This window comes from Mesorhizobium sp. P160187, assembly GCF_057766425.1.
Window position 1 is genome coordinate 1,213,518 of record NZ_JBYMDX010000003.1, and the last position, 12,259, is coordinate 1,225,776.

Below are 12,259 nucleotides of genomic sequence, written 5' to 3' on the forward strand. Positions count from 1 at the left end.
CGGCAGCTTCGCCAACTGCCCTCTCAAAGCCCATCAAGCGGAAACTTCAGATACCGCCTCCCATTGGCCTCCGGTTCCGGCAGCCGTCCACCATTCATGTTGACCTGCAGCGCTTGCAGGATCAACCGCGGCATCGGCAGTGTCTTGTCGCGCGCTTCGCGCAAGGCGACGAACTCGGCTTCGCTGCGCGCCGCAACGAGGTGGATATTCTTTGCCCTCTGCTCGGCGACCGTGCTCTCCCAGCACGGCTCGCGGCCGCCGGCCTGATAGTCGTGGCCGACGAACACGCGCGTATCGTCCGGCAGCGCCAGAATGCCCTCAATCGAATGCCACAGCCGCGCCGCACTGCCGCCGGGAAAGTCCGTCCTTGCCGAGCCGCTGTCGGGCATGAACAGCGTGTCGTGGACGAAGGCGGCGTCGCCGATGACATAGGTGATCGAGGCGAGCGTGTGGCCGGGCGAGAACAGCACCTTGACCGGCAGGTTGCCGATCATGAACGTTTCGCCTTCCCCAAACAGCCGGTCCCACTGCGAGCCGTCTGCGGGGAAATCCGGCCAGTTGTAGATCGCCTTCCACAGCGCCTGGACTTCGATGATCCTGTCGCCGATCGCCGTCGGCGCGCCGGTCTTTTCCCGGAGATAGTGCGCCGCCGAGAAATGATCGGCATGCGGATGGGTGTCCAGGATCCACTCGAGCTCCAGCCCGTTTTCGCGGATAAAATCCAGCAAGGCGTCGGCATTCTTCGTCGCCGTCGCGCCGGATTTTTCGTCGAAATCGAGGATCGGGTCGATGACGGCGCAGCGTCTCGTCACCGGGTCGGTGACGACATACTGGATGGCGCCGGTCGGCTTGTCGTAGAACCCGGCGACCTCAGGTTTGGCCGAAGCGATGTCCAATGTCCGGCCCCCCTGCCCCTTGCCCGACAGGAACCGTTTTCTCCGTCGGGTTGAACAAGAGCATGGTCATCTGGCAAAGCGCGCCGGTCAAGCACGCCTTGCCACAAATAGGACTGAAGCCCCAAATAGCTCCGACGGAGAAAACCTAGGCTGACGGCTGCTTGGTCTTCCTGAGATAGGGCAGGATCGTCTCGAAAGCGCCAAAACGCTTGACCGCATCTTCGTTCGAAACCGCGGCGGTGATGATCACATCCTCGCCCTGCTTCCAGTTGGCCGGCGTCGCCACCTGGTGCTTGGCGGTCAGCTGCATGGAATCGACCGCGCGCAGGATCTCGTCGAAGTTGCGGCCCGTCGTCATTGGGTAAGTCAGCACCAGCTTGATCTTCTTGTCCGGCCCGACGACATAGACCGAGCGCACCGTGGCGTTGTCGGCCGGCGTGCGGCCTTCCGACGTCTCGCCGGCGCCCGCCGGCAGCATGTCATAAAGCTTGGCCACCTTGAGATCCTTGTCGCCGATCAGCGGGTAGTTCACCGTCTGGCCGGTCGCCGTCTTGATGTCGGCCTGCCACTTGTCGTGGCTCGCAACGGGATCGACGGAAATGCCGATGACCTTGACGTTGCGCTTCTTGAACTCGCCTTCGAGCCCCGCCATCGTGCCCAGCTCGGTGGTGCAGACCGGGGTGAAATTCTTCGGATGGCTGAACAGGATCGCCCAGCCGTCGCCGATCCAGTCATGAAACTTGATCGGCCCTTGCGTGGTCTCGGCGGTGAAGTCAGGCGCGATGTCGTTGATACGAAGGCTCATGGCATTATTTCCCCAGCAACAGATTTCGTCAGGAGCGGCCGTGGACGGCGTCAACGCTCCGGCATTGCCGCATCTTAGCGCAAAAATCGCGGCTGCAGGACAATAGGAAACTATTATTGGCGACGGAACGAGCACTTTCGTTCTACGGACCGACGTTGGGCCGACAATCTTTCGTTTGTGCGGGAAAGGCTCAGGCCTTGTTGACCGCCAGCGACGTGGCCAGGTCTTCCATGCGCTGGGCGAGCGCGCCGAGCGCGCTGGTCAGCACGGTGTCGTTCTTGTCGGCCTTGGTCAGCGCTTCGTCGCGCGTCTTGCGCAGCGTCTGCACTTCGGCCTCCATGCCCTTGACCCGCTTCTGCAGCTCCGAAAGCTCGTCCATCACCATGATGCCGGCCATCACCGTCAGCCGCTGGTCGCCGATCTCGCCGAACGAATCCTTCAGATGCGAGACATAACGGTCGAACCGCTCGGCGAGGTCGATCAGGTGCTCTTCCTGACCCTCGTCGCAAGCCATGCGATACTGCTTGCCGTCGATGGAAACCGTGACCTGTGCCATGGCCTGCAGCTCCTACCTGTCCAGCACCGCGCGGATGGTTTCCATGGCGGTCACCAAGCGGCGCGAAACTTCCTTGTTGGCATCTTCCAGCCGTTCGGCGCGGGCTTCGGAATTGTCGAGTTCCTGCGCCAGCCGTGAACGGTCGGCGTTCATGCGCTGCACCTCAGCCTCGGCTTCGGAATAGTCGCGCTCGTGCTCGAGCTTGGCCGCGACGGCGTTTTCCAGCCCCTCGATGGCCTTGCCCAGCCTGTGGATGACTTCCTTGAGTGTGGTTTCGCCGGTCATGGCCTTCGTCCTGTGCCCTGCCCATCACCGAATCGCTTCGCGTTCAGAACGCGTTAACAAGGAAACATTAGGCACCGGGTGAAGGCAACGTCAACAAAGCTCTCGCGACTGTCCCCCGCTAACGCTAATGTAGGTCGCCCCATAAGGTCTCAAAGCCATCACAAGACCGGCAAATGTGCAGCCGATTTGTTGACTAAAAGCCCGTGGCTGCTATGTGTCGCGCACTCTTTCCTGGGCTCTGCCAAGCCCACAAATCCCCACCCGGAGGTACCATGACGTCGCGTGAACAACATGACCGGATGGCCAATGCGATCCGTTTTCTCTCCATGGACGCCGTCGAGAAGTCCCAGTCCGGCCATCCCGGCCTGCCCATGGGCTGCGCCGACATCGCCACAGTGCTGTTCACCCGCTTTCTGAAATATGATCCGAAGAACCCCCATTGGCCGGACCGCGACCGCTTCATCCTGTCGGCCGGCCATGGTTCGATGCTGCTCTACTCGCTGCTGCATCTGACCGGTTACGAGGACATGACCCTCGACCAGATCAAGCATTTCCGCCAGCTGGGTTCCAAGACTGCCGGCCATCCCGAATACGGCCATGCCACCGGCATCGAGACGACGACCGGCCCGCTCGGCCAGGGTCTCGCCAATTCGGTCGGCTTCGCGCTCGGCGAGCGCATCATGAACGCCGCCTTCGGCAACGACCTCGTCGACCACTACACCTATGTGCTGGCCGGCGACGGCTGCCTGATGGAAGGTGTTTCCCAGGAAGCCATCGCGCTGGCCGGGCACCTCAAGCTCAAGAAGCTGATCGTCTTCTGGGACAACAACAACATCTCGATCGACGGTCCGGTTTCGCTTGCAGACAACACCGACCAGGTCGCCCGCTTCCAGGCCTCGGGCTGGAACGCCAGCCACATTGACGGCACCGACCCCGAGGCAATCGCCTACGCCATCGAAGCCGCCCGCCATTCCGACAAGCCGACGATGATTGCCTGCAAGACGACCATCGGCTTCGGCGCCCCGACCAAGGCCGGCACCAACAAGGCGCATGGCTCACCGCTCGGCGCCGACGAGATCGCCGGCGCGCGGAAATTCTTCAACTGGGACTCCCCGCCCTTCGAAATTCCGGCCGACATTCTCGACGCCTGGCGCACCGCCGGCAAGGCCGGCGTCAAGCCGCGCACCGACTGGGAAGGCCGGCTCGCCAAGGCCAAGCCCGAGCTGAAGGCCGAGTTCGAGCGCCGCCTCGCCGGCAAGCTGCCGTCGAATTTCGATGCCGTCATTGCCGACTACAAGAAGAAGCTGTCGGCCGACAAGCCGAAGGTCGCCACCCGCAAATCGTCGGAAATGGCGCTGGAAGTCATCAACGGCGCCGTGCCCGAGACCATCGGCGGCTCTGCCGACCTGACGGGCTCCAACAACACCAAGACCAGCCAGACCAAGAACATCACGCCGGACGATTACGGCCAGCGCTATGCCCACTACGGCATCCGCGAGCATGGCATGGCGGCCGCCCTCAACGGCCTGACGCTGCATGGCGGCCTCATCGCCTATGGTGGCACCTTCATGTGCTTCTCCGACTATGCCCGTCCGTCGATGCGGCTGGCGTCGCTGATGGGCATCCGCTCGATCTTCGTCATGACCCATGATTCGATCGGTCTGGGCGAAGACGGCCCGACCCACCAGCCGGTCGAGCACCTGGCGGCGCTCCGCGCCATCCCCAACCACAATGTCTTTCGCCCGGCCGACGCCGTGGAAACCGCCGAATGCTGGCAGATCGCCATTGAATCGGAAAAGACCCCGTCCACCCTGGCGCTGACCCGCCAGAACCTGCCGACGGTGCGCACCGAGCACTCGGCCAGGAACCTCTCGAGCCAGGGCGCCTATGAGCTGGCCGCGGCGAGCGGCGAAGCGGCGGTGACGATCTTCGCCACCGGCTCCGAGGTCGAGATCGCTCTCGGCGCCCGAGACCTCCTGGAAAAGCACGGTCACCCGACCCGCGTCGTCTCGGTGCCTTGCTTCGAACTGTTCGACCAGCAGAGCGACGCCTATCGCAAGGAGACGATCGGCAACGCGCCGATCAAGATGGCGATCGAGGCCGGCATCCGCCAGGGCTGGGATCACCTGATCGGCTCCGACGGCATCTTCATCGGCATGACGGGCTTCGGCGCTTCCGGCACCATCGAGCAGCTCTACCCGCATTTCGGCATCACCGCCGAAGCCGCGGCCAAGGCAGCGGAAGCCCGCCTGCACGGCAAGTAAGATCAGGGTCAGTCCCGCGCACCTCCGAGGCGGATTCGCGGGGCTGGACCAACCTAATCGATTTAAATTCGGCCTTCTGCGGCTGGATTCTTGTGCCATCCGCCGCTATGAAGCTGCGGACCCATCTGCCGCCTCCAGCTCCCAGGGAGAGTAAAATGACCGTCAGAGTTGCCATCAACGGATTTGGCCGCATCGGCCGCAACATCCTGCGCGCCATCCATGAATCCGGCCGCAAGGACATCGACGTCGTCGCCGTCAACGACCTCGGCCCGGTCGAGACCAACGCGCATCTGCTGCGCTATGACAGCGTGCACGGCCGCTTCCCGCATGAAGTGTCGGTCTCGGGCGACCAGATCACCGTCGGCAAGGAGACCTTCAAGGTCACCGCGATCAAGGACCCGGCGCAACTGCCGTGGAAGGAACTCGGCATCGACATCGCGCTCGAATGCACCGGCATCTTCACCGCCCGCGACAAGGCTGCCGCGCATTTGACTGCTGGCGCCAAGCGCGTCGTCGTCTCCGCGCCTGCCGAAGGTGCCGACCTCACCGTCGTCTACGGCATCAACCACGACAAGCTGACCAAGGACCACATCGTCATCTCGAATGCGTCCTGCACCACCAACTGCCTGGCGCCGCTGGCCGCAGTGCTGCACGAGACAGTCGGCATCGAAAAGGGCATGATGACGACGATCCACTCCTACACCGGCGACCAGCCGACGCTGGACACCATGCACAAGGATCTCTACCGCGGCCGCGCGGCTGCCCTGTCGCAGATCCCGACCTCGACCGGTGCGGCCAAGGCGATCGGCCTGGTGCTGCCCGACCTCAAGGGCAAGCTCGACGGCATCTCGATCCGCGTGCCGACCCCCAACGTCTCGGTTGTCGACTTCAAGTTCATCGCCAAGCGCGCCACCACCGTGCAGGAGATCAACGAAGCCGTGATCGCCGCCTCCAACGGCAAGCTCAAGGGCATTCTCGGCGTCACCCATCACCCGAATGTGTCGATCGACTTCAACCATGACCCGCGCTCCTCGATCATGGCGCTCGACCAGACCAAGGTCATGGACGGCAACTTCGTTTCGGTGCTGTCCTGGTACGACAATGAGTGGGGCTTCTCCAACCGCATGGCCGACACTTCGGTCGCCTTCGGCAAGACCATCGCCTGATCGCAGGCTCTCTTCTCGCAACTCAAACGCCCGGCTTTGTCCGGGCGTTTTTCGTTGGATCGTCCTGTAATGCGCCCTGAGCCGCCAAATGCCGGAAAATCAGCGGCATAGGGCAAAAAGCCGCCCTCCCGCCTTGCACTGGCCATGCCTTCGCCCCACTCTCCCGTAAATCGGAGAGGCAGAGGAATTCGAGGGGCAAATCACGGATGGAGCATGCGATCTATCTCGTCACGCTGGTCGGCACAGCGCTAGTCGTCGCCGCCGCGTTCTCGAGCCTGATCGCCTTTCGCTTCGGCGCCCCCCTTCTGCTCTTGTTCCTTTGCATCGGCCTGGCCAGCGGCGTCGATGGTCTCGGTATCGAATTCGACAATGCGCGGGTGGCCTACTTTGCCGGCTCACTGGCCTTGGCGGTCATCCTGTTCGATTCCGGTTTCGGCACGCCGCTCAACGCGCTGCGCCAGGCGGCCGGGCCGGCGCTGTCGCTGGCAACTTTCGGCGTAATCCTGACCACTGGCCTGTTCGGGGCAGCCGCCTATTACCTGCTCGACCTCAGCTGGCTGGAATCCTTCCTGCTTGGAGCTGCCGTCGCCTCGACCGATGCGGCTGCGGTGTTTTTCCTGCTGCGCGCCGGCGAAATCAATCTGCGCGAGCGCGTGCGCGCCACGCTCGAAGTCGAATCCGGCACCAACGACCCCATCGCCATCTTCCTGACCATCACGCTGGTCGAGATCATCGCCGCCCACGCCAATCCCGAGGCCCATGTGCTGGTCACCGACCTGATCCTCGGCTTCCTGCTCAATATGGGGCTCGGCGCCGTCGTCGGCGTGCTTGGCGGGCTCGGCATCGTGCGCCTCGTCGACCGGCTCAACCTCGACCATGGCTTGCTGCCGATCTTCGTGCTGACCCTGTCACTGATGGTGTTCGCCGCCGCCGGCGCCATTGGCGGCTCGGGCTTCCTGGCGGTCTATCTCGCCGGGCTGATTGCCGGCAACTCCGACATCCGCGCCGTCACCATCCTGAAGCGCTTCCAGGACGGCATGTCGTGGCTGGCACAGATCATCATGTTCCTGATCCTCGGCCTGTTCGCGACACCCTCGCAGTTTCCGGCGATCATGGTGCCGGCGGTGCTGCTCGGCCTGTTCCTGATGTTTGTCGCGCGCCCTGTCGCCGTCTGGCTCTGCCTGATCCCGTTCCGCCTGCCGCGTCCCGAGATCGCCTTCGTCTCCTGGGTCGGCCTGCGCGGCGCCGTGTCCATCCTGCTTGCCATCACCCCACTGCTCGGCGGACTGGAGAACGGCCGCACCATCTTCAACGTCGCCTTCATCATCGTGCTGGTATCGCTGGTGGTGCAGGGCTGGTCGGTCGGTCCGCTGGCGCGCCGGCTCGGCCTGATCGTGCCGGCGAGACTCGGGCCGCTCGACAAGGTCGAACTCGAACTGCCGGGCTCCGCCCATCACGAACTGCTCGCCTACCGCGTCGCGCCCGGCAGCCCGGTGGCGCGCGGCGAGCGCATCCCGCGCTGGGCACGGCCCTCGCTGGTGCTGCGCGACGGCCGCTCGATGCGTTTCCAGGATATGGGCCGGCTCGCGGCCGGCGACCAGGTCTACATCTTCGTGCCCGACCGCTATCCGCGCCTGCTTGACAAGCTGTTTGCCAGCCGCGCCGTAGTCGACCCCGAGGATGCCGACTTCTTCGGCGCCTTTGCCGTCGATCCCGCCCGCTCGGCCGCAGAGCTCGAGGCCGCATACACTCCGGGATTGAGCGAAGCCGAGCAGAAGCTCACCGTCGGCGCGCTGGTGACGGCGCGGCTCGGCGGCCATGCCGAATATGCCGACCGGGTGCTGATCGGCCCGATCGAATTGATCGTCCGCGACGTCGACGACAAGGGCAAGATCACCGGTCTCGGCCTCTCCTTCGAGCCGACCGCGCCGGTGGCGCGGGTTCCGGTGTTCCTGAGCGCCGGCGAGATCGGCGATCGTGTCTTCGCCTTCATCCGCAACTGGCGCAAGCCGACCGAGACGCAGACTGCAGAGGCGACAGCCAATGAGAAGGCCCTTGAGCCGACGGCGGAAAAGATAACGACCGAAGGCTGACAAGCGATCGGTTCACGCTGACGTCCCGCATCATCACGACAGCCTTCGCCTTGATCTCAAAATTTAGCTCGCACCCCGGCTCAAGCCTTGCATCGTCATCGATGCGAGGTATGGTCCCGGCGATTTTCCACGGAAAGGAACCCGCATGGCCGCCTTCAAGACACTCGACGATATCGGCAATATCAGCGGCAAGCGCGTGCTGGTGCGCGTCGACCTCAACGTGCCCGTCGCCGACGGCAAGGTCACCGACGCCACCCGAATCGAACGCATCGCACCGACCATCGCCGAACTGTCCGGCAAGGGCGCCAAGGTCATCCTGCTCGCGCATTTCGGCCGCCCGAAGGATGGTCCCTCGCCCGAATTCTCGCTGAGGCCGATCGCCAAGGCTACCGCGGAGGTGCTTGGCCGCCCGGTCGGCTTTGCCAGCGATTGCGTCGGCGACACGGCGGGCAGTGCGGTCGCCGCCATGAACAAGGGCGATGTGCTGCTGCTGGAAAACACCCGCTTCCACAAGACCGAGGAGAAGAACGATCCTGATTTCACAGAGCGGCTCGCCGCCAATGGCGACATCTTCGTCAATGACGCCTTTTCCGCCGCCCACCGGGCGCACTCCTCGACCGAAGGCCTGGCGCGGCTGTTGCCGTCCTATGCCGGCCGCACCATGCAGGCCGAGCTCGAGGCGCTGGAGAAGGGGCTCGGCAATCCGGTCCGCCCTGTCGTCGCCATTGTCGGCGGCGCCAAGGTGTCGACCAAGATCGACCTGTTGATGAACCTGGTGAAGAAGGTCGACGCGCTGGTGATCGGCGGCGGCATGGCCAACACTTTTCTCGCCGCGCGTGGCACCGCTGTCGGCAAGTCGCTGTGCGAGCATGACCTTGCCGCGACCGCCAAGCAGATCATGATCGAGGCCGCCGAGGCCGGCTGCGCCATCATCCTGCCTGTCGACGGTGTCGTCGCCAAGGAATTCAAGGCGGGTGCGGCCAGCGAGACCGTTGCCATTTCGGATGTCCCGGCTGACGGCATGATCCTCGATGTCGGCGAAAAGACCGTGAAGACGATCGGTGAATGGATCGACCGCGCCGCGACGCTGGTCTGGAACGGCCCGCTCGGCGCCTTCGAGATCGAGCCTTTCGACCACGCCACGGTGGCGGCGGCCAGGCACGCGGCGGCCCGCACCAGGGCCGGCAAGCTGGTCTCGGTCGCCGGTGGCGGCGATACGGTGGCCGCCCTCAACCATGCCGGCGTCGCCGACGACTTCACCTATGTCTCGACCGCCGGCGGCGCTTTCCTCGAATGGATGGAAGGCAAGCCGCTGCCCGGCGTCGACGTGCTGAAGAAACAAGCCTGACCGGATCGGGGGCGCAAAAACGGACGCCAGGAACCTTCAATCGATTCGAGCTTTCCGATCCCATTCCTTTGGCGGTAGACTTCCGTTACGCGCGGAACGTACCCCCTTAGGAGAAGAAAAATGAGCGAACGTCTCGAAGACATTGCCGCCGCGATGGTGGCCGGCGGCAAGGGCCTGCTGGCCGCCGATGAGAGCTCCGGCACCATCAAGAAGCGCTTCGACGTTATCGGCGTCGAATCGACCGCCGATAGCCGCCGCGACTACCGCGAGATGATGTTCCGCGCCAAGGACGCAATGACGAAGTACATCTCCGGCGTCATTCTCTACGACGAGACCATCCGTCAGAAGGCTGCCGACGGCACGCCTCTGGTCGACATCATCAAGGCGGCGGGCGCCATTCCCGGCATCAAGGTCGATGCCGGCGCCAAGCCGCTCGCCGGCTTTCCCGGCGATACCGTTACCGAAGGCCTCGACGGCTTGCGCGAGCGGCTCGCAGATTATTACAAGCTCGGCGCCCGCTTCGCCAAATGGCGCGCGGTGATCGACATCGACACCGGCAAGGGCGTGCCCTCGGTCAATTCGATTGCCTCCAACGCCCATGCGCTGGCCCGCTATGCCGCACTGTGCCAGGAGGCTGGCATCGTGCCGATCGTCGAGCCGGAAGTGCTGATGGACGGCGCGCACGACATCAACACCTGCTACGACATCTCGAAGGCAACGCTGATCAAGCTCTATGACGAGCTGCATGCGGCGCGCGTTTTGCTGGGAGGCACCATCCTGAAGCCGAACATGGTGCTGGCCGGCAGGAAGTCGGGCAAGGTGAGCAGCCCCGAAGAGGTCGCGGAAAAGACCATAAAACTGTTCCGCGAAACCGTACCGGCAGCGGTGCCGGGCATCGCCTTCCTTTCGGGCGGGCAGTCGGACGAGGAGGCGACCGCCAACCTCAACGCCATCAACGCCATCGGCCAGCATCCGTGGAAGCTGACCTTCTCCTATGGCCGCGCCTTGCAGGCCGCCCCGCAAAAGGCCTGGAGCGGCAAGGCATCGAACGTCGCCGCCGGCCAGGCCGCCTTCACCCATCGTGCCCACATGAACCATCTGGCGGCGCTGGGACAATGGACGGCGAGCCTCGAACAGGCCGCCTGAGCGCAGTCCTCCCGTTGTCATACAACCCGGGCCGATGCGCCCGGGTTTGTTTATGCAAAGCCCGGCTTGGACGGAGTTCGTCCATCCTTATCTCCTTTTCGGCAAAAGCTGACGGCGATGTCGGTTTCTGCCCACCCCAAACGTCCTTGGGTGAACAGACAGGGAGAACTTCATGACTCGCAGCAAAGTGGTTTCGCGTGAAGACTGGTTTGAGGCGCACAAGGCGCATCTGGCGCGCGAGAAGGAATTGACACGGTTGCGTGAGCGCATCGCCGCCGAGCGACGTGAACTGCCCTGGATGAAAATCCGCAAGGATTATGTCTTCGAGACCGAGCAGGGTCCGAAGAACCTGGCCGGACTGTTCGGCGCCAACAGCCAACTGATCGTCTACCACTTCATGATGACGCCAGGATCGAACCACCGCTGCGAAGGCTGCTCCTTCCTTGCCGACCATATAGACGGCGCCGATCAACATCTGAGGCACCACGACGTGTCGCTGGTGGTGGTTGCGCGCGCGCCGCTGGCGGAACTGCTGCCTTACAAGCAGCGTATGGGGTGGAAATTCGACTGGGTGTCGTCCTACGCCTCGGATTTCAACTTCGACATGCAGGTCTCCTTCACCGACAAGCAGATCGCGGCCGGCGACACCACCTACAATTTCGAGACGCGTCCGCGCACGTCAAAGGACCTTCCCGGCACCAGTGTTTTCTACAAGGAAGAGAACGGCGACATATTCCTTACCTTTATGTCGCGCGCCCGCGGCGGCGAGGCCCAGATCGGCACTTACGACTATCTCGATGTGACACCGAAGGGCCGCGGCGAAAATGGCCCTTATCATAGCCTGATGGACTGGGTGCGGCTGCATGACGAATATCAGGACAAGCAGGCGGACAAGCCGAACTGCTGCGACTAGAAGCTCGTTCACCTCAGGCGAAACTTGCGCTAAGGCTGCCGCTGATCTCTAAACGGTATCGCCATGCGCTTCCCGGCCCTTCTTACCTGGCTCGCCTACCCCGTTTATGTCTGGCAGGGCCTCGGCGTGCGCCGCCGCACCACCCGCATGCTGCCGGCACAAGGGCCGGTCATGCACGAAATATCGGGCAAGGCGCCGGCCATCTCGCTGCTGGTGCTGGGCGATTCCTCGGCCGCTTCCGTCGGCATCGGCAATTCCGAGAACGGGCTTGCCGCGCAGCTTGCAATGCTGGTCGCAAAACGAACCGGCCTTGCCGTGCGCTGGCGCGCCGCCGGATTCAACTCGGCAACGTCGGGCCAGATCCGGGACCATGTGCTGCCCAATCTGTCGGCCGATCGGTGGACGCATATAGTGCTGGCCATCGGCACCAACGACACCAAGAATTTCCACTCGGTGCCGCGCTTCAAGAAAGAGTTCGGCGGCCTGCTTTACGCGCTGCGTGCCAAATGGCCGGAGGCCCGCGTCGTCTGGTCGCCGGTGCTGGAATTCACCCGCGCGCCGGCCATGCCGCCGCTGCTCGGCAAGATACTCGAAATCCGCGCTACCGCAATGAACCGCATGGGCGAGCGCCTCTGTTTCGAGCGCGGCGCCGTGCCGGCGCCACGGCTGCCGATCACCAACCCTGAGGCCGGCTTTGCCTCCGATGGCTTTCATGCCTCGGAAGCCGGTTACCGCGCCTGGGCCGAACATCTGGTCGGATGGGTGCTCGCCGATTGACCTGAGGGGG

General features: G+C 63.8%; 11 protein-coding genes. 7 read left to right on the forward strand and 4 right to left on the reverse strand.

Features of this window, described 5'->3' with window-relative positions; translation table 11 throughout:
* Positions 1-23 precede the first annotated feature (23 nt).
* The 4 genes from AC3CCE_RS09205 to AC3CCE_RS09220 all read right to left on the reverse strand — a co-directional run bounded on the left by AC3CCE_RS09205 (position 24) and on the right by AC3CCE_RS09220 (position 2,542).
* Positions 24-896: an MBL fold metallo-hydrolase gene (locus tag AC3CCE_RS09205; protein WP_352623597.1), complete on the reverse strand. Its 873-nt coding sequence runs from the start codon at positions 894-896 to the stop codon at positions 24-26.
* A 145-nt stretch (positions 897-1,041) separates the two neighbouring features.
* Complete coding sequence (locus AC3CCE_RS09210) at positions 1,042-1,701, reverse strand: peroxiredoxin (RefSeq protein WP_023727298.1); 660 nt, start codon at positions 1,699-1,701, stop codon at positions 1,042-1,044.
* Between the two features lie 190 nt (positions 1,702-1,891).
* Entirely contained in the window at positions 1,892-2,257 is a 366-nt protein-coding gene (locus AC3CCE_RS09215) for a cell division protein ZapA (protein ID WP_023735225.1), read from the reverse strand.
* Positions 2,258-2,269: 12 nt separating this feature from the next.
* Entirely contained in the window at positions 2,270-2,542 is a 273-nt protein-coding gene (locus AC3CCE_RS09220) for a DUF4164 domain-containing protein (protein WP_023670128.1), read from the reverse strand.
* Between the two features lie 272 nt (positions 2,543-2,814).
* Here AC3CCE_RS09220 and tkt point away from each other — a divergent pair, with 272 nt between their 5' ends.
* The 7 genes from tkt to AC3CCE_RS09255 all read left to right on the forward strand — a co-directional run bounded on the left by tkt (position 2,815) and on the right by AC3CCE_RS09255 (position 12,249).
* Positions 2,815-4,806: a transketolase gene (gene tkt, locus AC3CCE_RS09225; protein WP_352623600.1), complete on the forward strand. Its 1,992-nt coding sequence runs from the start codon at positions 2,815-2,817 to the stop codon at positions 4,804-4,806.
* Between the two features lie 155 nt (positions 4,807-4,961).
* Positions 4,962-5,972 carry a type I glyceraldehyde-3-phosphate dehydrogenase gene (gene gap, locus AC3CCE_RS09230; RefSeq protein ID WP_352623602.1) on the forward strand — a complete coding sequence of 337 codons (1,011 nt, stop codon included), beginning with the start codon at positions 4,962-4,964 and terminating at the stop codon, positions 5,970-5,972.
* A gap of 206 nt (positions 5,973-6,178) precedes the next feature.
* On the forward strand, positions 6,179-8,065 hold the full coding sequence (locus tag AC3CCE_RS09235; protein WP_352623604.1) for a potassium/proton antiporter: 1,887 nt from the start codon (positions 6,179-6,181) through the stop codon (positions 8,063-8,065).
* Positions 8,066-8,210: 145 nt separating this feature from the next.
* A complete protein-coding gene (locus tag AC3CCE_RS09240) occupies positions 8,211-9,413 on the forward strand; it encodes a phosphoglycerate kinase (protein ID WP_023752898.1) in 1,203 nt (400 codons plus the stop codon).
* Between the two features lie 120 nt (positions 9,414-9,533).
* Entirely contained in the window at positions 9,534-10,559 is a 1,026-nt protein-coding gene (locus tag AC3CCE_RS09245) for a class I fructose-bisphosphate aldolase (protein WP_352623606.1), read from the forward strand.
* Between the two features lie 172 nt (positions 10,560-10,731).
* On the forward strand, positions 10,732-11,472 hold the full coding sequence (locus tag AC3CCE_RS09250) for a DUF899 domain-containing protein (protein WP_352623608.1): 741 nt from the start codon (positions 10,732-10,734) through the stop codon (positions 11,470-11,472).
* Positions 11,473-11,535: 63 nt separating this feature from the next.
* Complete coding sequence (locus tag AC3CCE_RS09255) at positions 11,536-12,249, forward strand: SGNH/GDSL hydrolase family protein (protein ID WP_023706280.1); 714 nt, start codon at positions 11,536-11,538, stop codon at positions 12,247-12,249.
* The last annotated feature ends 10 nt before the right edge of the window (positions 12,250-12,259 follow it).